Source organism: Phaeodactylibacter luteus (assembly GCF_007993045.1).
Lineage (GTDB): Bacteria > Bacteroidota > Bacteroidia > Chitinophagales > Saprospiraceae > Phaeodactylibacter > Phaeodactylibacter luteus.
This window is the reverse complement of record NZ_VOOR01000062.1, coordinates 1-26,609: the sequence shown is the minus strand read 5'-3', so window position 1 is coordinate 26,609 and position 26,609 is coordinate 1. Positions and strand designations below refer to the sequence as shown.

Genomic DNA, 26,609 nt, shown 5'->3' with positions numbered 1-26,609 from the left:
TGTGCCACAGCCGTTTAGGCTGCCGAGAAGCAATTATTTTCTAAATTAGCACCTTGCTGCCCGGCTGTGCCCGTAGCTGTTCTTTAAAAAAGGGTCGCAGTGAACATGCTGCTGGCGGCAGTCAAATGAACAACTGTGCACGAATGCAGTAGAACATGAAGGTAAGGGGGACGATAAAATGGTTGATCTTTTTGGGCGGATGCCTCAGTAGCGGGGCTGTAGCTGCTCAGAGCGCTTATGTTAAGATTGCAGGCCAAATTGAAGCGGAGGCCAAAGACGGTGGGGCCTTGCCGGTTTTCCATCTCGATGTTTACACCGTCAGCCCTGCTGGCAAGCGCACATTGGAGCGCACAGGGCGCATCATCGGAGCACAGTTTTATACTTACCTCAAGGTAGGGCAGGCCCACGAGCTCATTGTGCAGATGGAGGGTTACGAGCCGCTGACGATCGCCCTCACCGCAGATCAGACCCGGCAGGCGGTGGATACGCCGCTGATGCTCTCCCCTGGCTTGCAGCCCGTTAGCGGTGCACCGCAGGCGGCACCTTTGGCTTTCGGCCCGCAAGGCCCGGCCATTGAGTCCCGTAAGCTTCTAGGAAAAGCCCCGGAAAAATGGGAGGAGCCCTCTCCACAGCCCATGCAGCTCGTTTTTGAAGAATCCTTTGAGCCTTTCGATACCCTGCTGAGCGCCCCGCCTACATTCCTAGATACCATTCTGTTCGTAGAGGGCGAAGAAATGCCCCTGCTGGAAGAGCCGCCCCCTGTGCCCTTGCAGATTACTATGGGGGAAGAGCCTTTTCAGCCATTGGATGAGCAGGTGGAAGAAAGCCAGCTCCGGGCTGAGCCTGCACTTGCCCCCCTGGCCATTCAGCAGTATTGGAACATCACTGCTGCTGATCTGCCTCCCACCCCAAGAATGAGCCGTGCCCAAGAGCCGACGATCTTGGTGAGAGGGCTCGACGAGGCCGGGCTGAAGGCAGTGCTCAAGAAATTAGAGCCTGGCAGCGCGCTGGAGATCCTTGAATATACTACAGCGGAGTGGTGGATGGTGGCAGTAGGGGAAGAGCTCATTGGCTGGGCCCCTGCCGCTGCCTTGGAGTAGGCAAGGGGGCTGATGGGCACAGACAGCCCTGAAGGGGGCTCCAACAGCTTCGTAATAAAGCAAGCGGTCGCTGAAGCCCGCCGCTACAAATTGGAAGTGATCAGCAGGTCAAGGTCTGTGGATTTGATAGCAAAGCGTTCCCCTAGGTAATTATTGGTCAGGCAACCTTTGTAAGTATACACACCATGGCGCAGGCCGAAGTTGTTGAACAGCAGGTGTTCTATACTGCCCGTACTGCCAGCCTTGAGCAGGATCGGCGTCAGGATATTGCTCACCGCCACGGAGGCTGTGCGCGCTACCCGGGAAGCGATATTGGGCACACAATAATGGATAACATCATGCTTGACAAAAGTAGGCTTGTCAAATGTTGTCACTTCTGAGGTTGCGAAGCACCCGCCCTGATCTATGCTGACATCAATGATAACCGCACCCGGCTTCATATTCATGATCATCTCTTCGCTTACCACAATGGGGGTCCTGCCAGATTTAGCGTGCATGGCCCCAATTGCCACATCGGCAAAGTTGAGCTCAGCCTCCAGGTAATGTGGGTTTATAGCTGAAGTGTAGAGCGGCCGCCCAACCTGATTTTGCAGCCTTTTGAGCTTATAGATGTTGTTGTCAAAAATGCGCACCTCGGCCCCCAGCCCCAGGGCAGCACGGGTCGCATACTCTGCCACGATGCCTGCGCCAAGGATGACCACCCTAGCGCTAGGCACTCCTGAAATACCGCCGAGCAGTACCCCTTTCCCTCCGCTCGTGCTGGCCATGAGCTCAGCGGCAGTGAGCATAGCGCTGATGCCCGCCATTTCGCTCATGATGCGCACGATAGGGAACGTCTCCGACTCGTCCTTGATATACTCCATGGCCAGTGCGATGACCCGTTTCTGCCGCAGTTTGTTAATGTAATCTGCATTGATGATGGGGAGCTGTAGGGGGGAAATCAGGATTTGATTGGGGTGCATGAGGTCGATCTCCTCAAGAGTAGGCGGCGCCACTTTAATGATCGTACCCGCTTTGTAGGCTTGTTCTGCACTGTAGGCGATATCCGCTCCAGCCTCAGAGTAGTCGTGGTCGGTATAGCTCGATTTTTCCCCTGCCCCAGACTCTACGACTACCCGGTGGCCGTTGGCGACTAAGGTCGCCACAGAAGAAGGCACAAGCGCTACCCGGTTCTCCTGCATGGTGATCTCCCTTGGGATGCCGATGAAAAGCTTTTCCGGCTTGTGCTGCACCTGTAGCATTTCTGTCTGAGGGGTGAACTGTTGAGCTGTGAACTCTTTGGGGACGGGTACTTTTCTTTTTTCCTGATCGCTCATTTAGCCGTGCTTCTGCTCAAGTAAGAGAAAGGGTTACAAAAATAGGATTTTCCGTTCGGAATCGCTTTCGATTGTCATTTTTATTCGGAAACAGCCGTCAGGGAGCAAGGGCTCAATGAGCCCCGGCCATTCGATAAAGCAGTAAGCACCGCTGTACAAGTACTCCTCTATCCCAATGTCCAAGGCTTCGTCAAGGCCTTTGAGGCGGTACAGGTCCATGTGATAGGCCGCCTGCCCGCCGGGCCCGTGATATTCATTGACTATAGAATAGGTGGGGCTGCTGAATGCCCCCTGTAGCCGCAGCGCTTTGCAAACAGCCTGTATCAGGGTTGTCTTGCCCGCCCCCATAGGCGCATCAAAAAGCCATATCTTCCGATTGCCGGCGGCTTTTATCAGCGCGCCTGCCGCTGCTTCGAGGTAGGCGGTGCCCGGCAAAGTAAACTCCTGCATGAACGGTGGTTTTGAGTGGACAAAACAGAGTGCAATATAGAAAGGAACAGCCCAAGGCGCATACGAGTTGGCAGCAGGGCGTAAACCAGGTGGTCGTTTTTTTGCCTGCCCCTCCCGCAAGGATGGGGCCTGCCCCTGCCGCAAGGAGAGGGCCAGCAGGCAGGTGCCGCTATGCTACGGGGCTCGCTATCCGCTCGGCCCTGTCGGGCTTGCCACCCCTTCGCAGCGCTAGGCCAATGCCAGGCTAGTGCCTTAAGCCATAAATCTCTGATACTTAAGTTGAAGTTATTTTCCGGCTAATCAAGGCGAAGGTTCGCGACTTTAGCCCGAGCTAAAGGAGCGGTTCTTTAACGAAGAGTAGGCGGAAAATAACGAAACTTGGGGTGGCAAGGATTTATGGCTTGAGGCACTAGAGCCCGAAAAGCACAAACGCCTGCAATATTTTGGTTTGTGCCCTGGCAGCAGTACTTAGCTTTCAGAATAATATGCCAGTGCGCTTTGGCATCGGCGGTATATTGGCCAGGAATGGAGATGGGCGCAAAATCAAATCTTACATAATTCCGAAAAAACTTCTTATTATTATGCGCGATAACCGCTAAGTTTAAGCAACAAGACCGACAAATACGCCCAAAAACTGCCCGCCGGGATTGGACCGGCGGCCCAGCCTGCTAAAACAAATAAGGAACTATCTATATGAAGCGAAAGATTCGCATGGGGATGATTGGCGGTGGCCAAGGCGCATTCATTGGCGCTGTCCACCGTATGGCAGCAGCTATTGATGGAGAAATAGAGCTGGTTTGTGGCGCTTTCAGCAGCAGCCCCGAAAAGTCAAAGGCTTCCGGGGAAGACCTTTACCTCCCCGCAGGCCGGGTGTATTCTAGTTATGAAGAGATGATTTTGCGGGAGCGGGAGCTGCCAGAAGGCGAGCGCATGGACTTTGTCTCCATCGTAACCCCAAATCATGTCCACTTCCCTCCAGCGAAAATGGCTTTAGAGAACGGCTTCCATGTCGTTTGCGATAAGCCCTTGGCTTTTGATATGCAAGAAGCGGAAGCCCTGGCCAAGCTGGTGGAAGAGACAGGCTTGCTTTTCGCCCTTACCCACAATTATACCGGCTACCCTATGGTGAAGCAAGCCCGCGCTATGGTGCAAAATGGCGATTTGGGCAGTATCCGTAAAGTATTCGTGACTTACCCACAGGGCTGGCTGTCCACCAAATTGGAAGACAGCGACTCTAAACAGGCTTCTTGGCGTACAGACCCCAAGCGGTCTGGAGCGGCAGGCGCTATGGGCGATATCGGCACCCACGCTGAGAACCTGGCAGAGTACATCACCGGCCTGCAGATTACGCACCTTTGTGCAGACCTGAACACCTTTGTCCCTGGCCGATTGCTGGACGATGACGGCAGCGTGCTCTTGAAATTTGATAATGGGGCGAAAGGGGTTTTGATGGCCAGCCAGATTGCTGCAGGGGAAGAAAACGCACTCCGTATTTTTGTCTATGGCGAAAAAGGGGGGCTAGAATGGCACCAAATGCACCCGAACAGCCTCATCGTCCGTTGGCTGGACAAACCGGTGCAGACCTACCGTACGGGCTCTGCCGGGCTCTACCCTGCAGCCTTGGCGCACAGCCGCATCCCGGCTGGCCATCCGGAAGGCTACCTGGAGGCTTTCGCCAATATCTACCGCAATTTTGCAGTTTGTTTGCGCGCCCGCTTGTCTGGGCAAGCCCCAAGCCCGGTCTATGAGGATTTCCCAACCGTAGCTGATGGCCTTAGGGGCATGCGTTTTATCGAGCGGGTAGTGGCTTCTGCTCAAAGCCAAGAAAAATGGACGGCATTTTAACGGGCACATTGAGCGTTTGCCGGGGCTCTGCTATCCGGTCTGTCCTGTAAACCCTTCCTGCTTTTCACTCATAAAAAGCGGGAGCTGGTTTTGGCCCGCCTAACCCAAAAAAGTGCTAGGTGCTGGCTAGAAGGCGAGGAGCCCTAGCCGGCTATGAGTTGAACAAAACCTATTTACACGCTACCTCAACGGGGCGTAAACCAAATATTTAGTATGAAATTACATTACGCTACTCTGATTGCACTGTTCTCTTGTTTTTTAGGCAGCCTCATAGCACAGCCCACCTGTGAGGAGCCGCTGATCGCCCTAGAAGACGGGCTCGAAAATTACGCTTCCGGTGATGTGGGCCAGCAATCTCCTAGTTGGGATGTTTGGCCAGGAGGCTCCGCGAGCGGGCTGGTCACTACGGAGCAGTTCAACAATGGCGGCAACTCCGTTAAAATCGATGGCAATATTGCAGGGCAGGATGCTCTGCTGCTGCTGGGCGGGCAGACGTCCGGGCACTATGTCCTGGACTGGGCCATGTTTGTTTACGACACCACCAACGCTTACTTCAACTTGCAGCACGAAGCGCCTACCTCCGCCGAAGGGTTCTGGGCTTTCGATGTCACCTTTGAAGGGGGGACTGGCACACTGGCGAAGTACGATGGCAGCGAAGATGCGACTTTCAGCTACCCTACAGGCACTTGGTTCACGGTTTACCTTTTCATTGATATCGATAATGATATCGCCCGCCTCGTTGTCAATGAGCGTACCGTTGATGCCTGGCCTTTTAGCAGCGGGCAGGTGGTTTCGAGCGGCATGCACAGCATCAACCTTTATCCCATAGACGAGACCTACAGTTACTACCTGGACGATATCCGCCTCCGCGAAATCCCCGCAGCGGGGGAAGGGCAATATTGTTATACGGCTGTCGAGCTCACTGAGCCCGGCTTCTATGAAGTCCCTGAGCTAGATTGCTTTGGCGGCAGCTACGATCAGGGGGGCAATGGCTCCGGCTTCAGGGCTCGTTGGTTCCGTTACACACCTGAACAAGATGGGATCATGTCGATATCCTCCTGTGGGGGTGGTGCAGATACCCGGGGCTGGATTTTCAGAGGGGATTGCGAAGATCTCCTCACCGTTGGCGTCAATGATGACCGCTGCGACCTCGGCGATGGCAATACCTGGGCCTCTTATCGGGAGGCCATCGTGACAGCCGGGCAGACCTACTATATCATGTGGGACGACGCTTGGGAGACCACTGGCTTCGGGTTTGAGCTGGGGCTCTCCGAAGAGGAGCCTGAGGCAGGGCAGTTTTGTGAAACCGGGGAGCTGATCTATCCGGGCGAGCATGAAATTGTGGGCATTACCGGGGAGTCTGCAGTAGCAGGCCCCAATATCAACAATACATCGGGCTCAACGACCAACTACTCACAGTCCAAGTGGTACCGTTTTATCCCAACCGCCAACGGCTATATGAGCATTGCAGCCTGCGAGCTGGCGGTCAGCGATACCCACTTCTTCGTTTATACCGGTGATTGTTCCACTTTTGAGGGGCTCAACCTGGTGGCACAAAACGATAATGGCTGCGGCGAAGGCCTACTGACTTCAAGCTTGGATAGCATAGAAGTCATGGCTGGGGAAACCTACTACATAGAATGGATAGACCGTTGGATGGACGAGAGCGAAGAGCTCTACATCTGGGAGCTCGGTTTTGATGCTTTTGCAGCGGCGGACGTCACCTTTGAGGTAGATATGCAGCTGTTGGGCGGAGACTTGAGCCCTGAGGGGGCATTCATAGCGGGGGCTTTTTCCAATTTCCAAAGCCTGCCTATGGCTGACGAGGACGGGGACGGCGTCTACCAGGTAACCCTCCCTATCGGCCACAATACCACGCCCACTTATAAGTTCCAAAATGGCCCTGGCGGCTGGGAGGACATAGATACCAGCTTGGGCGAAGATTGTACGACCGGCGATTTTTCAGACCGGGGCCTGATGGTTGGCACAGAAGATGCGCTCGAGCTGGAGGGCGTTTGTTTTGGCTACTGTGTGCCTTGTACAACGGTAGGCTTGAACGACAAGGCGCTGGCAGGGCAAGTAGCGCTGTTCCCAAACCCGGCCAAAGACGAGCTCCAGGTTGCTTATCAGCTGGAGGAGTTAGAAGGGCCGCTCATGCTTCAGCTGTTTGATGTACTGGGCCGGCAGGTGCTTCAGCAGCAGGAGGGACAGGCGTCAAACGGCACGGTAACGCTTGCTGTCGGGCACTTGCCTTCAGGCACTTACCACTTAAGAATGACCTCTGGGGGAAGGGCCGTAGCCTACCCGGTAGTTTTACGATAAAAGGCAGGCAGGTGGGCCCTGTTTTGGGGCTCATCTGCTTGTCCCAGTATTTTCTATCACTTTTTTTCAACACAATCGCTTAGTATGAAAAAGACTTACTTAACTAAGCTGCTTGGCATGGCCCTCATGCTGTTGGCAGCTACCAGCTTTGTGCAAGCTCAGGGCACCTTGACCGTGGATGCTCCCGCAAGTGTTGCCGGAGATTACACGGTGGGGCGTGCCGGTTTTGGCCCCCGCTTTGGCGCTACTGTTTCCGCTCCGGTAGTAACCGTGACAGACACTAGCGGCGCAACTACCGGCTGCTTTATGCTGGACAGCGGCGTAGCTGATGTGGCCGGCGCTATTGCGCTGGTAGACCGTGGCGTTTGCGGCTTCCCTGTAAAAGCACTGTCTGCTCAGGCTGCTGGCGCAGTTGGCGTCATCATTTGCAACAACGATGTCGCAAACCCGGATGCCATACTCAACCCCGGCGGGGATGATGGCTGCCAGGCCACTATCCCAACGGTTTTCATGAGCTACAACGACTGCCAGGCCATCCGTATGGAAGAAGGCTTGATGGTGACTATCGTTCAGGACGACCTGCCCCCTGCAGGCTATGTATTCGAGACCGCTATTGAAATCACAGATGGCACCTACACTATAGATTCCATCCCTACTTTCAACAATAGCTTCACCAATGCTACTGGTGAGCTGTGGTACAAGTACACTGCAGCTGCAGACGGGGTGCTGAGCATCAGCTCTTGCCAAGATACTGCCGCAACCCGTGGTATTGTAACCCTTCATCCGGGCGGTTGCTTCGGATCACTGGCCATCTTCGACTTTGGTATCGCCAACTGTACGGAGGGGCCCGGCGCTGGCGCGGGGTCAGATATACAGTTCCTGGCCTTCGCCGGACAGGAATACTACATTGTATGGGATAACGCGCTGTCGGCAGATGGCTTTGACTTTACCGTCAACCTCGACCCACTGCCTGCCGTACCGGTAACGTTCAACGTGGACATGAACAACGAAACGGTATCTTCAGACGGCGTGAGCATGGTCGTAGGCGGGCCTGGCGTGACCGACCTTAACGAAGTAACGCTAGTTGCTATGGCTGATGAAGACGGTGACGGCATTTACTCGGTAACATATGACGTGACAACCTTGGACACCATTGGCTACGCATTCCTCAACGGAGCTCTTGAAGTTGCCAATTTGGAATCAGTACCCGATTCCTGCGGGCTGCCCAGTGGGTTTGGCTTCAATATCCGCCCCCTGATCAACAATGCCATTGACGCTTTTGAGCTTGATGCAGTCTGCTTCAGCTCTTGCAGCGCCTGCCCGCTCGATGAGGTTACGGATTGCGATGACCCGCTGATTTTCTTTGCAGATGATACTGAGGGCTATACCGAAGGCGAAGTTTCCAGCCAATCTGATTGGTGGAGCGTATGGCCAGGTGCTACGGTAGGCGGCCAGGTGACCACTGAGCAGGCCAACAGTGGTGCACAATCGGTGAAAATATCTGGTGATATTGCGGGCCAAGACGCCCTCGTGCTTTTGGGAGACCGCACAGAAGGCCACTTCATTACGACTTGGCAGATGTACGTGCCCGAAGGCTCCAATGCTTACTTCAATATTCAGCACCCTGAGGCCACAGGCAACTGGGCGCTTGAGGTCCTTATGGACAACGCAGGCACTGGCGAGCTTTCCGTCTATGACGGTTCTGGCCCTTACGAGTTCAGCTATCCTGAGGGAGAGTGGTTCCCTGTAACTACTATCATCGATATCGACAATGATGTGGCCCGCATGATCATAGGCCGCCGCACGATCGCTACCTGGACTTTCAGCGGTGGTTCTGCTGCCACTTCCAACATGCTGGGCGGCATCAATTTCTACCCATTGAATGCGACTTATACTTTCTATGTGGACGACCTGCAGTACTGGCAGATTCCTGACGCTGGCGTGGGGCAATATTGCTACACTGCAACGGAGGCTGCCGAAGGTATGAATACAGTAGAAGACCTGTCTTGCTTCGGCGGTGGCGTTTTCTATGATACAGGCGACAACTCTGGCTTGTCTGCGCGCTGGTTCAGCTATACAGCTACGGAAGATGGTTACATCAACATCAGCTCTTGCGGTGCGCCTGCGGATACCCGCGGCTACATCCTTGGTGGCCCTTGCGATGACCTCTCCATCCTCAGCGCTAATGATGACCGCTGCCTGATGAGCACTGGCGACCCTTACGCTACCCTGGCAGAAGCTCCTGTGACAGCAGGTGAGACCTACTACATCATGTGGGATAGCTACTGGGACGATCTTGGCTTCGACTGGGAATTGACCTTCACTGCTGGCGATCTTCCAGAAAGCAACTTCTGTGAGTCTGCAGCAGCTGTCGAGCCAGGTACTTATACCACGGATAGCTTCGGTGAAGCTGCGATAGGAAAAGGCCTCCTGGGAGCGTCAACCAACTCTGCATCTGCTTTCTTTGCGCCAGCACTTTACGCCGGCGCAGCCTGGTACGCTTACACTCCTTCAGAAGATCAGACGATCCGGATCAACTCTTGTGATAGTGGAGAGGACACTTACGTTATCGTTTATACTGGCGAGTGCGGCAACTTCTCTTCTCTTACGCTAGCCGGAGAAAGCGACGATGACTGTATCGTGAGCTCTGACCTGACGCTAGACGTGACAGCAGGGACAACTTACTACATCGAGTGGCTGGACCTTTACGAGCCAGCTTCATTTGATTGGGAGCTGTCTGTTGTACAGCAAGTGGCTTCCGTTACTTTCAACGTTGACGTTACCTTGCTGGTAGACGCAGGAGAGCTTAGCGGAGACGGTATGTTCATTGCGGGCAGCTTTAGCAATTTCGAGAATGTTGCTATGAGCGATTCGGACGGGGACAATATCTGGACTGTAACCGTAGACGTGCCACAGAACATGATGTCTACCTACAAGTTCAAAAATGGCGTTGACGGCTGGGAAGGCATAGACACGAGCATAGGCGAAGACTGTACCACTGGCGATTTCTCTGACCGCTTCATTGAAGTGGCTGAGGAAGAAATGATCACCCTCGACCCAGTCTGCTTTGGTTACTGCGTAGCTTGCAACATCGTTGATGTTGATGAACAGCAGCTGGAGTCTGGTGTATCTGTATTCCCCAACCCGGCTAGCGGGGTGGTGAATGTGAAGGTACAACTGGCAGAAACAGCTTCCGACCTGAACATCCGCCTGGTGAATGCGCTTGGGCAGGTAGTGCTGAGCCGCGACCTTGGCCAGACACAGGCAGATATGATCGAGCTCAACGTAGAAGGCATTGCAGCAGGCACTTACATGCTGCAGGTGCGCGACGGGCAAGCTCAGTTCACACAGTCTGTTGTCATTAAATAACCACTGCCCTTCCGCTTGGCAGCTCATAACAGGGCTGCCTGCGGGCTAGCATTTGGGCATAATCAGGCGCCCTCCCCTGTAGTGGGGGAGGGCGCTTGTATTGGGGCGGCATACTTTGCGGCCTGTAGCTGGTATAGCGTCAAAAAATTTTTAAATTCGGCAAAAATGGACCAAAGATGAAAACGATAAAAGGACCTGCGATCTTTCTGGCTCAGTTTATGGGAGATGAGCCCCCCTTCAATAGCTTAGACAGCATTTGTGCTTATATGGCGAGCCTGGGCTATAAGGGGGTGCAGATCCCCACTTGGGAAAACCGGCTGATCGATCTGGAGAAAGCTGCCAACAGCAAGGCTTACTGTGATGAGCTCAAAGGTAAGGTAGCCGAGCATGGCCTGGCCATCACAGAGCTGTCGACGCACCTGCAGGGGCAGCTTGTCGCTGTGCACCCTGTCTATGATGCCATGTTTGATGGGTTTGCGCCTGAGGAAGTGCGCAACAACCCCAAGGCGCGGACGGCATGGGCTGTACAACAGCTGAAGTGGGCTGCCCAGGCCAGCAGGAATATGGGGATCGACGCTTCCGTTTCTTTTTCTGGCGCCCTGCTTTGGCCTTTTATGTACCCTTGGCCACAGCGCCCCGCCGGGCTCACAGAGATGGGTTTTGGCGAGTTGGCAAAACGATGGAAGCCCATCCTTGATGTGTACGACGAGCAGGGGGTCGACCTTTGCTATGAGCTCCACCCCGGCGAGGATATCCACGATGGCGACTCCTTCGAAGCTTTCCTCGAAGCACTGGGCGGGCACTCGAGGTGCTGCATCAATTATGACCCCAGCCACTTCGTACTGCAATGCATGGACTACGTGCAGTTCATCGATTTTTATCACGAGCGCATCAAAGCGTTCCATGTGAAGGATGCAGAGTTTAACCCCACTGGCAAGCAAGGCGTCTATGGCGGTTTCCAGCCTTGGCTAAAGCGGGCAGGCCGTTTCCGTTCCCTTGGCGACGGTGATGTCGATTTTCGTGCCATTTTCAGCAAGCTATCAGAATACGACTACGACAGCTGGGCGGTCCTTGAATGGGAGTGCTGTATCAAAAGCCCCGAACAGGGGGCTGCGGAAGGCGCGCCATTTATTCAGGGCCACATCATCGAAGTGACCGCCAAAGCTTTTGACGATTTTGCAGGAGGAGCAGCCGATGATGCCCAAAACCGCCAAATACTAGGGCTCTAAAAGCAGTCGCCCCATCTTTTTAGTAAACTAATGGATGCAGGTTTAGCCTGTACAAAACAATAGCTGATGTATAAGTGGATGTTCTTTGCCCTGTTGTGCCCGGTGATGCTTTTGGCACAACAGCCATCGCAGGTGCTGCGTGGGCAGGTGTTGGATGCCGTTACTGGGAGGCCCCTCGAAGGGGCAACGGTCCTACTGCGGCCAGGAAGTTTAGGAGGGGTAGCCAATGAGGGGGGGCGGTTCCGCATTGCACAAGTTCCCGTTGGGCGCTACGAGGTCGAAGTTGCTTTTTTGGGCTACGAAACGCTGGTACAGTCTGAGGTGCCGGTAGAATCTGGGCGGGAGCAGGTGCTTCAGTTCCAGCTGTCCCCTACTTCAGCTGCCCTTGAGGAGGTAGTCGTCATGGCCAACCGGAGCTCCGCCCCGATGCTGATGCCCCTCAGCGCAAAGACCATTACGATAGACCAAGTAAGGCGCTTCCCTGCTTCTTATTATGATCCTGGCCGCCTGGCCGCTGCTTATGCTGGCGTAGTCAATACCAATGACCAGGCCAATGGGCTGAGCATCCGGGGGCAATCGCCCAACAATATGGCGTGGCAGCTGGAGGGCATTCAAATCCTCAATCCCAACCATACACCAAATGCCGGCACTTTTGCAGACCGGACCACCCTAAACAGCGGCGGTGTCAATATGCTGAGTGCTCAGCTTTTGGACAACTCCCGCCTCTACACTGGCGCATTTGCTGCAGATCAGGGCAATGCACTTAGCGGGGTTCTGGATATGGGGCTGCGCCCGGGCAATAACGAACAGCACGAATTTACCGCACAAGCGGGCTTAATTGGGCTGGATATTACAGCAGAGGGCCCATTCGCTCAAAATTCGAAAGCATCATTCCTAGTCAACTACCGCTACTCTACCGTGGGGCTGCTCACCTTAGCTGGGATAGACTTTGGGGAGGAAGCGATCAATTTCCAAGACCTTGCCTTCCATTTGGTCTTCCCCGGCCGGCGCGGTGGGCGGCTGACGCTGTTCGGCATGGGCGGCATGAGCTCCAACCGGTTTGAAGGGCAGGGAGACCCGGCCCTCCGGGAAACAGACAAAGACCTTTTTGCAATTGATTATGAGTCGGCGATGGGCATTGCAGGAGCTACATACCGGCGGCCGGTCGGGCAGCGTGGCGCCTTCCATCTGGCGGCAGGCGTCTCCGTCATTGATCAGCGGCGCTCTTCTTTCTCTCTTGTGGATAGCCTAAACTTGCGATTGCCAGACTTGTACCTCGAGGACGACAATCAGCTGAGCCTCCTTTCTGGCCATGCCTATTTCCGGCAAGGGCTGGGCGCAAGCGCTTATGCACAGCTCGGGGTGTCGGTGCGGCGCTTTGGGCTGCAAAGCCCAGCCCCTGAGAGGGGGGGCATTCCTGCTCAAACCGAAACTATCCTGGCCCCTTACTTTAGCTTCAATGGCGATATCGGCGCACGGCTCTCCTATCAGCTTGGGCTGCATGTGCCAGCATATGCTGAGGCAGACGCCATTTTTGCAGAGCCCCGCCTGTCCTTGTCTTATCAGCTGTCTAAGCGTTGGAGCCTAAGCGCAGCTTATGGGAGGCATTCTCAGATGGCCAACCCTTATTACAACTTAGAAGAGTGGGCTCAGCCTGCCCGGGCAGCGCATTGGGGGCTCGGAGCCAACTGGGCCATGCGGGAAGGGCTTTCCTTTCAGGCAGAGCTCTTCTACCACACCCTCTTTGATGCACCTGTACTGGAGAACGGGTTCGGGCTGTTTGTATCCTTTACCGAGCCCGATGCATGGAACTGGCTGCCAACAGCCCTGCCTGCTGTTTCTGCCGAAGGGCGTCAGTTTGGGCTGGAGCTGTCTTTGGAGCAGTACCTTTCCAAAGGCTATTATTATCTGGCCAACCTGACCCTGTACGATGCGGCTTACCGCCTCGAAGGAGAGGAGCGCTACAGGGATTCCCGCTACAACGGGCAGTTCATTTCCAACCTGACTGTCGGGAAAGAGTGGCAAAAGGCAAAGTCGGAGTCCGTCACCCGGACCATCGGGCTCAATCTGCGCCTAAATTACCTCGGGGGCTTCCGTGAGCAGCCCATACGGGCCGATTTTTCGCAGGAAGTAGGGTATACCGTCTTTGACTTCAGTGCGGGCTATACGGAAAAGCTCTCCAACTTTTTCCGGTCGGACCTTAGGTTTTACCTCAAGAAGAGCAAGCCCAAATACAGTACTACCCTCGCCCTCGATATCCAAAACCTGACCAATCAGGAGAACCAGGCTTATCGGTACTACGATATCCTAAAGCAGGAAGTGAGCGAGCGTTTTCAGCTCAGCCTCATCCCGATATTGACCTACAGGGTATCCTTTTAAATGCAGCGGGTGGATATTCCGGAGTATTCTGCTTATTTTAAGGGGTAAACCCATAACACATGTTTGCTAAAGAAAACTTGATCCCAGGGATATTCAATTATTGTGACCGGTGGTGCGAGCGTTGCCGCTTGGCTGACCGCTGCTCAATTTATGCGGAGGAACAGTCCTTGACAGATGAGGAGAAGGACATGAGCAATGCCGCTTTCTGGCAAAGGCTTGGAGATAGCATAAAAGAAGCCCACCAAATGTTGGAGGCTTATCTGAAAGAAGCAGGCTTGGAAGATTTGCCGGAAGTAGAGCCGGTGAAGCCCTCAGCTCAGGTACAGGCACTGAACGAGCAGGCAAGGGCTTACACAACAGCCACCCTTCGGTGGATACGGGAGGAAGCCCCTCTGCCTGAGGGCTTGGCTGGTACAGGAGAGCGTGTACAGGCCATATCAGAGGGCCGGAGCGTGATAGCTTGGTACGCTACTATGGTCTCGGCTAAAATATTCAGGGCGCTGCGTGGGTTTGATTATATAAAGGCCCGAGGGGGCACAGTGGCAGTCGATAGTAGTGCCAACGGCTCTGCCAAAGTGGCTTTGTTATGTATCGACCGCAGCCTTGGCGGGTGGCACCTTATACAGCAGTATCAGCCTTGGAGTACAGATGAAATCATTGACTTTCAAGTCCATTTGTCACGGCTTAGGCAGGGGCTGTTGTCTTTTTTCCCCCAAGCGGACGCTTTTGTCCGCCCCGGGTTCGATGAGATCACCGAAGAGATGGAATGACGGAGATGCCGCTAATATGGCTCTCGAACCACAGCAGTGGGGCAGGGTTCTTGTCGCCGGTCTGCGTATCGCACTTGAAAAACAAATAATAAAGCTGAAGAGCGTTTCCGAGCCTTGCGAGCAATTGTTCCAAGCGGCGGGCCCCTTTCTTTGGCTGTTGGTAAAGGTGGATGTGCCGCCAGCAGTAGTAGGCTTCATCGTGCAGCTCAATCAAATCAAGAATGACAGGGTCTTCGGTATACGATTCCATAAATAGCCGGGCCAGCATGCCATGATGCCTTGACCAATCACGGGGGACCTGCCGGGCCTCCAAGTATTTGAAGGTGTCGTGCACTAGGGCGATGAGCCTAAGCTTCCGGCGGTCAGGTAGGGGGACGGCCAAGCGGTCTATATTGGCCAAGACCTCGGTGATGTGCTTATAAACCTGCCCTTCAGGGTGGCCATAGCGGGGGGTGCCCCAAAATAAGCCCTGAATAAACTGAGGGTCCTGAAGCAGCTGCCTTTCCAAGACGGTCTCGGGCTGTAACAAAAGCCCTAAGTCTATTTCATATGGATTGTTGCTGTAAGTCATGATGAGGTAGGGAGGCTGCCTGCCGATCTAGCTAACATTCGGCTGGGCAGGTTTAGGGCCCTCTTTCCGCACTGATTTGGTTTTCCGATAGGATAACGTTTGGAGGGGCATATAGGGTTGCCTCGCCAACGAAAGGTTTCTTTGTTAAGATAGGAAAATGTTAGGGCATTCCCAAGGCAGTAGGCCGGCTGCATTGGGCAAGGTGGCGCATAGTTGGTGCCCGCTGCCTCGTTAACGTCCTGTTAAACCAGAAAAGAACGGTAACAAAGGTTGCTGTACTTCAGTTTTTTAGCTGAGTTTTTACCAATTGAAAACCTAAAAAAATCATCCTCGCTATGGTGAAACAAACGTTATCGCTGATTGCAGCGGGAATCGTTGGAGGCCTCATCACTCTTGGAGGGTATCAGTGGCTACATCCAGCATCGAGTGCCAGCTCACTGTCAGAAAGTGCTCCTTATGCCGTTCAGGCCAGCTACAACCGGGCCCCGGCCAAAGCCAATGCGGTGCCTTTTGATTTTAAGTCAGCAGCAGTGCAAGCCACCCCAGCTGTGGTCCATATTTCTACTACAGTTGCTCAGCCTGCCCGGGGGCAAGCCTATGACCCCTTCGAGTTCTTCTTTGGGGAGGGCAACCCCTTTGGTGGAGGGCAGCCGCAAGCGGGTTCAGGTTCAGGTGTTTTTTACACTTCCGATGGCTATATTGTTACCAACAATCACGTAGTAGCTTCTGCCAGCGAAGTGGAAGTGACCCTGCAGGACAACCGCACCTTTAAGGCGGAAGTGGTAGGCACAGATGAAAAAAGCGACCTTGCTGTCTTGAAAATCGAAGGCACAGGCTTCCCTGCCCTTGACTTTGCAGATAGCGACGAAGCCGAAATCGGCGAATGGGTCTTAGCTGTAGGCAACCCTTTCAACCTGACTTCTACCGTGACCGCGGGCATTATTAGTGCCAAGGGCCGCAGCATCAACCTCCTTGGCGGAGGAAGGGCGATCGAGTCTTTTATACAAACAGACGCGGCTGTCAACCCTGGCAACAGCGGAGGCGCTCTGGTGGATGCGCAAGGGCGTTTGCTCGGCATTAATACCGCGATCGCCACGCGTACAGGGGTTTTCTCTGGCTATAGCTTCGCCATCCCGGTCAACCTGGTCCGACGTATTGCTGACGATATCATCGAGTACGGCAGTTTCAAAAGGGCATACCTGGGGGTCGAGATTTCGGACCTTGATGCAGATTACGCCAAGGAGCTGGGCGTCGACATTACACAGGGCGTAGTTATTGAAACACTGGTCGACGGAGGTTCCGCACAGTTTGCAGGCTTGCAGCCACAGGATATCATTACTGCCGTAAACCAACGCCCGGTCCGGTCAGTGCCTGAGCTACAGGAAATTGTAGGGCAGGCTAAAGCAGGAGATACCATTACTGTGGAAGTCAACCGCAAAGGGCAGGCAGTCGCAGTGCCCGTTCGCCTGAAAGCAGGCTGATTTGGCCGGGAACTTCCCGGGTTTGATGCGAAAATGACATTTGAGGGCTTGCGTCAAACCCTTACAACCCTTAACTTGAAGGAAACCTTGAGATGGCAGCTCAGCTTGAGCTATCAAAAATAATATCGCCCATCCTTGCAATACATCAGCTTGATAATCAGTTAAGGAGGGCATAAAGAAACTTGTTTAAAGTTGGTTTTTCGTTTTGTTTTGATGCGTCTGTTCCGCTCTGCGGAGCAGACGTTTTTTGCGTTACAAGGGGGCTTTAATAAAAGGAAGGAGTGGCATCCTTCAGGCAAAAGCTGTATTTTAAGCAGGAAACAAGAACTACCCCAATGAGCCAGAATAACCTATGGGGCCGGATGGCAGAAAGCTTCGCAGGCCTTTTCTACCCTCGCCTGTGCTATGCCTGCGGCCAAAACCTCCCGCCCGGCAGCGAGCCTGTTTGCATCAGCTGCCACTATAAGCTGCCACGCACGAGCCATCATCAATTTCCTGAAAATGAATTTACGGAGCGTTTCTGGGGGCGTGTTGACATTCAGGCCGCTGCTGCCTGCTTCCAGTTCGTGAAAACAGGCAGGGTACAGCGGCTGCTGCACCACCTGAAATATGAGCGCAAGCGCGAGATCGGCACGTATTTTGGGCGGGAGTATGGCGCGGTGCTCAGGGCGGTGCCTGGGTTCAAGAATGTAGACCTGATCGTGCCTGTGCCCCTGCACTGGCGCAAAAAACGCATCCGTGGCTATAATCAGGCCGCTGCTTTTGCAGAAGGGCTGTCATGGTCTATGTGCTGTCCTTGGGAGGAAGCCTTAGAAAGGGTCGTGCACACGGACACCCAAACCAAAAAGTCGCGGCTTGACCGCTTGATGAATGTTGCACAGGCCTTCCAGCTGAAATCTCCAGGCCAGCTGGAGGGTAAGCATATCTTGTTGGTAGATGACGTAGTGACCACTGGGGCTACGCTTGAGGTCTGTACTGCTGAGCTGCTGAAGGAGGCCGGCTGCACGGTCAGCTTGGCCGCTATTGCTATCGCAGTGTGAGGGTGGTTTTCAGGCTGAAGCCGGCCCTGGAGGGGGGATGTCTTTAATGGTGCCGGAGGGGGCTTGCCCGCTTTGCTTCTCCTCTTCTTCTTCTGCCCCCTTGCGGTGGGCATGTATGCCGGCCATAGTCGTCATGGCAACGAGCCGCATTAGTGCACCGGTGGTAGCCGAGGGCACGTCCTCCTCCGCTTGCTCTTCTTCCCCGCTTAGCCAACGGAGTACCTCTTTCAAGTCTTGCCACATGCTTCTTCCTTTGGGGATAGAACGGGCCAGGGCAGTCAATAGTTTTAGCGGGGGGGATAGGTTACTTTTTGCCAAGGCCCCGTCTATACAAAAAGATAAGCATAATTTGCTGCGCACCCCTTTATGCCGTAGCTTTAACTGGCTCCACGAATCGTGGCCTATTTTTCACATAAAAACCTATTCAAGACTTATGGATAACAACTTGATGAATCTTTTACAAGGGGCGCTTTCGCCAGATATGGTCAGTCAGCTCAGCAAGCAGGTGGGCGGTGCAGACCAAGAAAAGACGGCTGCTGCAGCCTCTGGGATCATCACTACATTGATGGGCGCGCTGGCGCAGAACGCCAAAACAACGGAGGGCGCGCAGTCGCTCAATCAGGCGCTAGAGCGCGACCACGACGGCAGCATCCTGAACGACCTCATGGGCATGTTGTCCGGGCAGCAAGCGGCTTCGGGCCAAGAGCGGATGCTCAACGGGACGGGGATACTGAACCACGTGCTGGGCAACAAGCAGAGCGGTGCTGTAGATATGATCAGCAAGCTCAGCGGGCTGGAGCAGGATAAAACCGGCTCGCTCATGGCTATGCTGGCCCCGGTAGTGATGGGGGCTTTGGGCAAAGCGAAAAAGGAAGAAGGGCTGGATATGGCCGGCATTGCTTCACTGCTTTCAGGCACCGTATCTGCTCAAAAGCAGCAGAACCCGACCATGAACCTAGTTACTCAGTTCTTAGATGCCGACGGCGATGGCTCCATCATAGACGATGTAGCAGATATGGGGATGAAGATGCTGAGCGGTTTTCTGAAGCGTAAGCGGTAAGTGCTGCCCTTTGACAGGCTGCCAACAAAAATGCCAGCCGTGCCCAATAAGGGTGCAGCTGGCATTTTTTTTGACGAAGGCGCCGTTTCAACTCGCGTCCGAGACAGCAGCTTGGCTAAGCGTTGCTACGCTCCTCTTTGCTTTCTGCCTCTTTACGCTCTGCATCACGCATGCCATCTTTCAACTCGCTTTCGAGGGTAGAGCGGGCCGTGTTGAATTCCCGGATGCCTTTGCCGATACCGCGCATCAGTTCAGGGATTTTCTTGCCACCGAAGAGCAGCAGGATGGCGAAAAGCACTACCAGCATCTCAGGCCCGAAGAAGTTGAACAGCAATATGTTTTCCATAACAAATCAATTTAAAGTTGCCGCAAAGCTACGGCTTATTGGTGACCTTTGCAAAGTTTACAACACTTTGACGGTCAATTAGGTTAGCGGTTTTATCTGCTGCAGCAGATTATTTTTTCAGCCCGATTTCCCGTAAGCGCTCATCCAGGTATTCTCCCGCAGTGATGGGCTCGTACTGCAGGGGGTTATCCGCAGTTACGCAGCGGTCGAGGCAGCTCAGGTCCATATCGCTCTTGGGGTGGAGGAAGAAAGGGATGGACAGCCGTGGCAGGTGCCACTCTTCCCGTGGAGGGTTGACAACACGGTGGGTGGTAGATTTTAGGTAGTTGTTGGTCAGGCGCTGCAGCATATCGCCTACGTTGATGACGATCTCGTTTTCGCCCGGCGTGATGGGCAGCCACTCTCCTTCTTTGTTCAGCAGTTGCAGCCCGCCCGCGGAGGCACCGACGAGGAGGGTGATCAGGTTGATGTCTTCATGCTGCTCAGCACGGATGGCAGAGGCCGGCTCTTGTGTGATAGGGGGGTAATGAATGGCCCTAAGGATGCTGTTGCCCTCTTCGATTTTATCGTCAAAGTAGTTTTCCCCGAGGTCGAGGTGGATGGCAATAGCGCGCAGCAGCGCTCCGCCCGCTTTCTCAAATGCACGGTAAAGCGATATGCCCAGGTTGGTGAACTCAGGGACTTCCTCAACGTGCACATTATCTGGATAAGCGGCTTTCTCCGGGTGGCCGTCAGCCACTTCCTGGCCGAGCTGGAAAAACTCTTTCAGGTCGGCTACTTTAGATTGTTTGGCATGTTCTTTCCCAAAAGAGGTATACCCTCTCTGTCCAGCCATGCCAGGGATTTCATACTTCTCCTTGACCGCGGTCTCCAGCGCAAAAAACTGATGGGAAGCCTCGTAGAAGTTGTCAATAAGAGATTTTGGGATGCCATGATTGGTTACGCCGACAAACCCGATTTCGTGGAAGGCTTTGCCCAGCTCTGCCACAAAAGCTTTGCGGGCGGCGGCGTCCCCTTCGGTAAATTGGGAAAGGTCTACAACAGGTATTACTCGTTTGGTCATGAGAACAGCATTCTTTTTTTAGTAAAACGGTCAGGCTCGGTTAGGGTTGAGCCTATTGCACAAAAGCCTTGTAAGGTAAGCCTTTTCCTAAAAACCTGAAAGGCTGTGCGCTCAAAGCGGAGCCCACCTTATCCGGGCGTGAACCTCAATGCTGCCACGGCTCTACCATGGCATCGGCCTAGCGCTGCGGAGGGGTGGCAAGCCCGATAGGGCCGAGCGGATAGCGAGCCCCGCAGCATAGCGGCACCTGCCCACAGGCCCCCTCCTTGCGGCAGGGGCAGGCCCCATCACATGGTGCAGGGGGCAGGCAAAAAACACCCATTTGGTTTGGGGGGCCTATTCCTCCTCCTCTGCCATGCGCTGATTGTAGCGTGCAACCCCCCTTGCAAATTGCAGGAAATACTTGTGGGCAGGGGTAAACCGGAAGGTCTGATCGTCTACTTTTTCGATGATGCGGCGGCGGTGCAGGCGGTTGTAGAAATTGCGGCGGGCTTGTGCATCTTGCAGGTTGGAAGTCGCTTCCAAGACCTCCCGGAAGGAGCTCAGCTCAAAGAACTGCTCCACCTGCTCGAACTCCAGCGTATGGAAGGAAAGCTGCTCGAGCAGATTGTACCCTTCCCGGTCGAGTTCGTAGCACAGCACGCCCAGGAAAATGCAGATGTCTCTGGACAGGGGGTCGGTATCCCTGCTGCTCTGTAGGAAGGCGTACTCGCTATGGTACTCCAAGGCCAGCCCGAAAGACTGTCGGAAGAACTCCTGATAGAAGCCAAGGTGCTGTTTCAGGGCCATGAAGGCGGGGTCGCCTTCGAGGAGGAAACGGCCATCGACGAGGAGGGCTTCGACCACTTCCTGATGCTGTGCAGGATAAGAGGCCGGCTGTACGGCAGGGTTGGTATTCATATTCAGTTGGATTGCATTTCGGCTTCTGCCGGTTTAGGCTTTACGGCAATGATGGGGAGGTCGAAAGCAGCCTCTCCGAGCTGAATTTGGAACCGGCCGGCCCCGAAAGCGGCTTCGAATTGGTCGCTTTCTTCAAAGAGCAGGCTGCTGATGCGAAGGAAGCGCTCCGTGGCGGCCTCCTCTTCGTGCTCGTTCATGGCCTGGTAGCACCAAGAAAAATAATTGTCTAGCGGGAGGCTCTGCTGAAGGGCCTGAAGGTAATGCCGCCGGTCAAAAAACACCCTCCGTGCATTAACCGGCCGGGCTTCTTCTGTTTTGAGGATGACCTCCTCCGGGCGGCGCTCAAACTGCTGTAGGAAAAGGTGCAGCCCGGCTTCCAGGTTGCTGCCTGTGACCGTGAACAGCCGGCGGGCGGGCATATCGGGCACTTCATGCAGGAAGGGGCGCTCCAGGAAATAGAGCCAGCCGCTCAGGATTTCGGACTCTGTCTGCAGCCGTTCTATCAGCGGGAGCAGCTCCCGGGTAACGACGTGCGACTGCCGGAGGATGCGCCCTTCGGATTCCCGCAGCAGCTCGTGCAGGCGCTCAAACCGGAGCCGTATGCCGCTGTGGGGGTGGCTGAAGCGCTGCACATTGACATAAGCAGAGACCTGGTTCAGCAAATTGGCGATCGAGGCCTTCTTTTTTACGTCGAGGATGCGGTTCAGCGGCTCGATGTAGTACTCGATGAGGTGGCGGGCCTGCCGTACCCGCTCGGCATAAGCCATTTCCCCTTTATTGGCCTTCAGGTGCTGACTGCTGCGCAGCAGCTGCCCGGTATTGCGCTCTACATGCTCTAAAAACTCCTGCAACTCTTGGTAAAAGGCGTCGAGCCGCTCGGCGAGGATGAGGATGTCCTGCCCGTTGAGGTCTTGCATGCGCTCGAACAGCTCCCGGAACGCTTGGCGGTACTTGGTGAGCTCCTCCGGCAGCAAAGGCTTGTACTCGTTGAGCAGAAAGGCCAGAAACCCCCGTACGGGCTCATTGATGCGGAAGCCATTGGGCTGGGCGATCAGGAGTTTATAGTCGAGCAGGCGCTTGACCACCACGTCAGCTTTATCGAGGGTGAGCCGCTCGAAGGCCTCCCGGCTGATGATGCTGTGCTCCAATTGGTCGCGGTACAGCCCACGGAAGAGCTCGAAGTTGTCTTCCAGAAACCGCAGGGCCTTGTCCGGTTCGGCTTTCAAAATCATGAGGCCTGTGGTTGAGTTCCGGCGGTGGCTGCGCGCCCTACCTGAATGACGTGCCTGTCTTCGTCTACTACCAGGCCGCCCGGCTGCCGCTGAATGAGGAGGTATTGGTCGAAACCATCGACAATATCCGGGGCTGCGAAAATGGGGTAAAAATGGTGTTCCCGGCAGAACTCTACGAGCTGAGGCCGGTTTTTGCCGTCGATGGTCGCAATTTCATCAATGAAAAGCACGACCCTGTTTTCGGGGCTACGGTGCGACAGCCGGCTAATGACCGCCATGACGATGATGAGGCGCAGCATGCGGTCGGTGCCATCCGATTCGACCTGCCGCCCGAGGTTGACCGAGCGGGCTTTGCCATTGATGGACAAGCGAAGCTGTAGGTTGAAGAGGTCGCTGAAAGCGATGGCCTGCCCTTTTTCGAGGTATTCGCGCAAAATATCGAGGCGGCGGGCGGTATGGTCTGGCATCCGGAACAGCCCGTCAGTGGTCAGGGAAAGCTCGGCTATGGCCCTCATATCAGCCTGTAAGCGCTCATTGGCTTCGAGCTGAACGCTGAGGGATTCCAGGTTGGAGATTTGTATCTCGCCCATCGTCCGGTTGAACTCGTTGTGCACAAAAGCTTTGAACTCTTCGTAGGCGTCCAGGAAACGCTGTGCGGGGTTGGCAAACTGCACCGCGATGCTTTCCAGCAGGCTTTCGATACTGCGCTGCTTATCGGCAAGGGAAAGCATTTCCTGCTCCAGCTGCTGCACGAACTGTTTTTCATCGGCCAAGTCGAATTGTGTCTTATCGCGCAGCTGTTGAAAGAGCCTTTGCCGAGCTTCCCGTTTTTGGCCCACTTCCCGCCTCTGCTGCCGCAGCTGAGCGAACCGCTGCTGCAGAGCCTCTGCGCCACGGGCCATGAGGGAGGCATCGGGCTCCATGAGCGGTAGGTTCATGTCTTCCACCTCGCGCTGATCGCGCTCTAGGTCGCGGTAGGCTTGCCCCAGGGCTGCAGCTTCTTCCTCCAGCTGCCGGATGGCCGACTGCCGCCTTTGGATGTCCTCCCGTACCAGGCGGTAGGCATGGTCTTGTTCTTGCCATTGGCGCTGCAGTTTTTTCAAATCAGCTTGGAGGCGCTTCAGCTCTGCTTTCCATTGTGGCAGGAGCTGTGCCTGCCGGAGCTGCTCGCGCAGCGCTTGCTGCCGGGCACGGGCCTGCTGCAGCTCGGCTTGCAGGGCTTCGAAGTTGCGGGCCGTATCGAGCAGTTGCGAAAAACGGCTGAGCGCGGATTGGAGCTCAGCAATCTCCTCTTGCAGCTGTTCCGGGCTACTGATGTCTTGTTGCCCAAGGTGGGCAGGCAGTTGGATTTCCCCATCGAAAAGGCGCAGGGTATGTCCGGTTTTGGATACGGGCTTTAAAATATGGCTGGCCGGCAGGCGTGCGATATCGGGGTGAAGGACGGCATTGAGCAGGCGGCGGGCTTCAGCGTCCTTAGACAAGTGCGCGATCAGCCAGTCGTTGACGTCTTCAAACTGCGCCATTTTGCGGCTGATCTGCTGCTGTAGGCGCTCGATGCGCTTTTGGAGCTGCCCGGCAGGCTGATGCGCCTGAGCGCTGTACTCCTGCAGGCGGAACCACAGTTTGTCAATGGCTTCCTGCTGGTTTTGAGCCTGTTGTTCGAGCAGGTTTTCCGGTGGCAGCTGCAGGGCTTTTTCCTGTTGCTGCTGCAGGCTGCGGATGGTTTGCTCTACCTGCCGCACCTCAAAGTCGAGCCGCCCTTTTTGCTGGTTGATCTCATCATTTTCGGCCTGTTTGGCCGTAAGCTCCTGTCTCAGCCGTTCCGCTTCCTGGGTTTTCAGGTGCTGTTGCTCCAGCAGGTAGGCCCGCCTCATATTGGCGCTGGCGAGGAATGCGGCAGCCTGTTGGCAGAGGCCTTCGTACCGCCCCTCCACGTCTGCAACAATCTCCTTAAACTGCCGGAACTCGGCCTCGATGTTCCTCAGCACCGACAGTTGTTGGCTCTGATGGCGTAGCCGGTCGATCTGCTGTATATTCTGGCGGCTATAGCTAAGCTGGTCTTGGTCGCGGCTGTCTGCGATAAGGAGGATGTCCTTGAGCGCACGGTTGTCGATCAGTTTGGAATTGATCAGGTAGCGGTACACCTTGTTGAAGGAGTTGTAGGTGCCGCTCATCTTGCACTTATCGGTGAGCCACACTACGGCCTCGTTCTTATCGCCCACCTGATAAATGTGTTTCAGGATCTCCTGGGCCTGCTCCATTTTTTTGAGGGCTATTTGCTCTGTGAGCAAGAGGCGGGCCAATTCTTTATAACTGCGCAGGTGCTGCCCATCGGGCTGCTCTTCAAAGAAAAACCGCCTGCGGTAAGCATGGCTGATGCGGGTATACTGCAGGTCGTTTTCCCCGTTGCGGTGCACAAGGATACAGTAGCGCTGTCCTTGCTTTTTGACCTCGAACAAGATGAAGCTGCGTTCTGGTGTAGGGAAATAGTGGGCCAGCGTCTCCTTATCGGCAGTACGCTGCCCGCTAAAGTTCATCAGGCGCTTATTGACCAGGAAAAGGAAATTGAGGGCATAAATCAGCGAGCTTTTCCCAACGTTGTTGGGGCCTACAAGCTGCAGGGCGTGCCCGTGCTCGAAGCCGACTTCCGCCATCTTGTAGGCGCAGGAGTTGATGAGTACTAGTCTGGTTAGCATAGCCTGCAAATATAGCAGACCACTGCGCAAGTGCCAAGCCTGAGGCCGGTTTGGAGCAAACAATCCTTTGATGGGCAGCCGAAGGGCCGCCAACTATATGGCTGTTGATCTGGCCTGCCCCCTCCGCAAGGATAGGGGCCTGCCCCTGCCCGAAGGGCAGGTGCCGCTATGCTGCGGGGCTCGCTATCCGCTCGGCCCTATCGGGCTTGCCACCCCTCCGCAGCGCTAGGCCGGTGCCAAGGGGTGGCACTCCCCCACCGGGCAGCCGCACTGCCCTACCGGCAGCCCGTTTTTTTCTATTGGCAAGTAGGCAGCATTGTGGCCTTTTTGTATATTGTAGCATGGTCTGGGCTACAGCGTGGCGCACCGGGGGCTGCAAGCAGGTAGGCTCAGCCTGGGGCAAAGTGGGAAAAGAACGACAAATTGGGGGGGAAGTGCGTGTATTAGCGAGTTGTGCTGCATTTGAAATGAAACGACTGATTCAAATATTGACCTTACCAATAATTCTAGTTGGATTTTCTCTATCTGCGACAGTAATGGCATGGGGAATGACAACGAAGGAATTTTTGATGCCAATAGTTTGGATTGCGACAATTGTGGCTTTCATTCTGACTTTTATAAAAGAGAAAATTGGCCTGACAGTTTTGATTGTGACGTGCTTTGGTTGGCTTTTTCTCTTCGCTGAATATTTTGGTCATTTCTTGACTTTTGAAGCTGATAAAATTGTGAACTGGGGACTAAGACTAAGTGCTGCATTTGTGATTTGTCCATTAACCCTCGTATTTCTATCAACCAAAAGACTTGTAAAAAACAAGAAATTGGGATTTTCAGTAATAGCAACCTCTCTTTTGATCCCATTGGTCGGTTTCGGATCAAACTATGACAAAACATACTCCAGAACGACTTTTGCCGAATTTCACAGGGTTAATGACTCGACTGACAGTTATTTAGGCAGATTCAGAGCGGGACCTGCTGACACAAGGTTCTTTGAGATTGAAATGAATTCGGATGAAGTAAAAGAAATAGCCTTGACCACAGGGACATATTTGGTCGGACACTATTACATAAATAACGTGAAATTGAACGTCAGAATGAACTTTAGTAGCATTAAGGAAATTGAACTGACCAAATTGAACAAGGTGGAATTAGAAAACCCTATCAAATGGGAATTATCAGATGTCGAAGGACAAACAGAATATTTGAAAAATTAAAAAAACGCAGCACAACACAGCATATAGCTTATGGCGGGTGAACGGCTACCAGCAAGGTTTTCGCTCCGTAGTCAGCTTCGGTTTCGGTGGACTGGAAAGTGCTTCGAAACCGCCACAAGCCATATGCAAACCGTTGGGTGCCATTATGTAAAAAACGAGTGACAACCATTCAAATCAATGAGAGAAAAATAATTTTAAGATGCTCGCAAAGACTTATAAGATAGAAACA

General features: G+C 54.3%; 20 protein-coding genes. 11 read left to right on the top strand and 9 right to left on the bottom strand.

What is annotated here, in order from left to right:
• The first annotated feature begins 191 nt into the window (after positions 1 to 191).
• Positions 192 to 1,100 (top strand): SH3 domain-containing protein, encoded by a 909-nt coding sequence (locus FRY97_RS19460; RefSeq protein WP_147169256.1) that lies wholly within the window; start codon positions 192 to 194, stop codon positions 1,098 to 1,100.
• Positions 1,101 to 1,183: 83 nt separating this feature from the next.
• Here FRY97_RS19460 and FRY97_RS19455 read toward each other — a convergent pair whose 3' ends face one another.
• Both FRY97_RS19455 and tsaE read right to left on the bottom strand, forming a co-directional pair.
• Positions 1,184 to 2,416 (bottom strand): alanine dehydrogenase, encoded by a 1,233-nt coding sequence (locus FRY97_RS19455; RefSeq protein WP_147169254.1) that lies wholly within the window; start codon positions 2,414 to 2,416, stop codon positions 1,184 to 1,186.
• A 33-nt stretch (positions 2,417 to 2,449) separates the two neighbouring features.
• The gene (gene tsaE, locus FRY97_RS19450) at positions 2,450 to 2,866 is read right to left on the bottom strand and encodes a tRNA (adenosine(37)-N6)-threonylcarbamoyltransferase complex ATPase subunit type 1 TsaE (protein ID WP_147169253.1); all 417 of its coding nucleotides are present in this window, start codon (positions 2,864 to 2,866) and stop codon (positions 2,450 to 2,452) included.
• A gap of 693 nt (positions 2,867 to 3,559) precedes the next feature.
• On the opposite strand from tsaE, the gene FRY97_RS19445 reads away from it, so the two are divergent.
• From FRY97_RS19445 to FRY97_RS19420, 6 genes are all read left to right on the top strand, one after another.
• Complete coding sequence (locus FRY97_RS19445; protein ID WP_246141842.1) at positions 3,560 to 4,711, top strand: Gfo/Idh/MocA family protein; 1,152 nt, start codon at positions 3,560 to 3,562, stop codon at positions 4,709 to 4,711.
• A 213-nt stretch (positions 4,712 to 4,924) separates the two neighbouring features.
• The gene (locus tag FRY97_RS19440; protein WP_147169251.1) at positions 4,925 to 7,033 is read left to right on the top strand and encodes a T9SS type A sorting domain-containing protein; all 2,109 of its coding nucleotides are present in this window, start codon (positions 4,925 to 4,927) and stop codon (positions 7,031 to 7,033) included.
• Positions 7,034 to 7,117: 84 nt separating this feature from the next.
• Complete coding sequence (locus tag FRY97_RS19435) at positions 7,118 to 10,402, top strand: PA domain-containing protein (RefSeq protein WP_147169249.1); 3,285 nt, start codon at positions 7,118 to 7,120, stop codon at positions 10,400 to 10,402.
• 176 nt (positions 10,403 to 10,578) lie between these two features.
• On the top strand, positions 10,579 to 11,631 hold the full coding sequence (locus tag FRY97_RS19430) for a sugar phosphate isomerase/epimerase family protein (RefSeq protein WP_147169248.1): 1,053 nt from the start codon (positions 10,579 to 10,581) through the stop codon (positions 11,629 to 11,631).
• Positions 11,632 to 11,697: 66 nt separating this feature from the next.
• Entirely contained in the window at positions 11,698 to 14,010 is a 2,313-nt protein-coding gene (locus FRY97_RS19425) for a TonB-dependent receptor (protein ID WP_147169247.1), read from the top strand.
• 59 nt (positions 14,011 to 14,069) lie between these two features.
• Entirely contained in the window at positions 14,070 to 14,780 is a 711-nt protein-coding gene (locus tag FRY97_RS19420) for a hypothetical protein (protein WP_147169246.1), read from the top strand.
• On the opposite strand, the gene FRY97_RS19415 is transcribed toward FRY97_RS19420, so the two are convergent.
• Positions 14,761 to 15,351: an HD domain-containing protein gene (locus FRY97_RS19415; protein WP_147169244.1), complete on the bottom strand. Its 591-nt coding sequence runs from the start codon at positions 15,349 to 15,351 to the stop codon at positions 14,761 to 14,763. The two genes, FRY97_RS19420 and FRY97_RS19415, sit on opposite strands and share 20 nt — an antisense overlap.
• A gap of 335 nt (positions 15,352 to 15,686) precedes the next feature.
• Here FRY97_RS19415 and FRY97_RS19410 point away from each other — a divergent pair, with 335 nt between their 5' ends.
• Both FRY97_RS19410 and FRY97_RS19405 read left to right on the top strand, forming a co-directional pair.
• A complete protein-coding gene (locus tag FRY97_RS19410; protein ID WP_147169242.1) occupies positions 15,687 to 16,832 on the top strand; it encodes a S1C family serine protease in 1,146 nt (381 codons plus the stop codon).
• Positions 16,833 to 17,167: 335 nt separating this feature from the next.
• The gene (locus FRY97_RS19405; RefSeq protein WP_246141841.1) at positions 17,168 to 17,872 is read left to right on the top strand and encodes a ComF family protein; all 705 of its coding nucleotides are present in this window, start codon (positions 17,168 to 17,170) and stop codon (positions 17,870 to 17,872) included.
• A gap of 9 nt (positions 17,873 to 17,881) precedes the next feature.
• Here FRY97_RS19405 and FRY97_RS22470 read toward each other — a convergent pair whose 3' ends face one another.
• Complete coding sequence (locus FRY97_RS22470; RefSeq protein ID WP_170254760.1) at positions 17,882 to 18,115, bottom strand: hypothetical protein; 234 nt, start codon at positions 18,113 to 18,115, stop codon at positions 17,882 to 17,884.
• 190 nt (positions 18,116 to 18,305) lie between these two features.
• Between FRY97_RS22470 and FRY97_RS22465 the strand changes: the two genes are divergently transcribed.
• Positions 18,306 to 18,932: a DUF937 domain-containing protein gene (locus FRY97_RS22465; RefSeq protein ID WP_170254757.1), complete on the top strand. Its 627-nt coding sequence runs from the start codon at positions 18,306 to 18,308 to the stop codon at positions 18,930 to 18,932.
• Between the two features lie 115 nt (positions 18,933 to 19,047).
• On the opposite strand, the gene FRY97_RS19395 is transcribed toward FRY97_RS22465, so the two are convergent.
• The 5 genes from FRY97_RS19395 to FRY97_RS19375 form a co-directional block, all read right to left on the bottom strand.
• Complete coding sequence (locus tag FRY97_RS19395; protein ID WP_147169238.1) at positions 19,048 to 19,278, bottom strand: Sec-independent protein translocase subunit TatA/TatB; 231 nt, start codon at positions 19,276 to 19,278, stop codon at positions 19,048 to 19,050.
• Positions 19,279 to 19,387: 109 nt separating this feature from the next.
• Entirely contained in the window at positions 19,388 to 20,341 is a 954-nt protein-coding gene (locus FRY97_RS19390) for an isopenicillin N synthase family dioxygenase (RefSeq protein ID WP_147169236.1), read from the bottom strand.
• A 336-nt stretch (positions 20,342 to 20,677) separates the two neighbouring features.
• On the bottom strand, positions 20,678 to 21,241 hold the full coding sequence (locus tag FRY97_RS19385; protein ID WP_147169234.1) for a condensin complex protein MksE: 564 nt from the start codon (positions 21,239 to 21,241) through the stop codon (positions 20,678 to 20,680).
• 2 nt (positions 21,242 to 21,243) lie between these two features.
• Positions 21,244 to 22,473: a hypothetical protein gene (locus FRY97_RS19380; protein WP_147169232.1), complete on the bottom strand. Its 1,230-nt coding sequence runs from the start codon at positions 22,471 to 22,473 to the stop codon at positions 21,244 to 21,246.
• Complete coding sequence (locus FRY97_RS19375; protein WP_147169230.1) at positions 22,470 to 25,169, bottom strand: ATP-binding protein; 2,700 nt, start codon at positions 25,167 to 25,169, stop codon at positions 22,470 to 22,472. Before FRY97_RS19375 ends, FRY97_RS19380 begins: the two co-directional genes overlap by 4 nt.
• A gap of 404 nt (positions 25,170 to 25,573) precedes the next feature.
• Between FRY97_RS19375 and FRY97_RS19370 the strand changes: the two genes are divergently transcribed.
• On the top strand, positions 25,574 to 26,380 hold the full coding sequence (locus FRY97_RS19370; protein WP_147169229.1) for a hypothetical protein: 807 nt from the start codon (positions 25,574 to 25,576) through the stop codon (positions 26,378 to 26,380).
• The last annotated feature ends 229 nt before the right edge of the window (positions 26,381 to 26,609 follow it).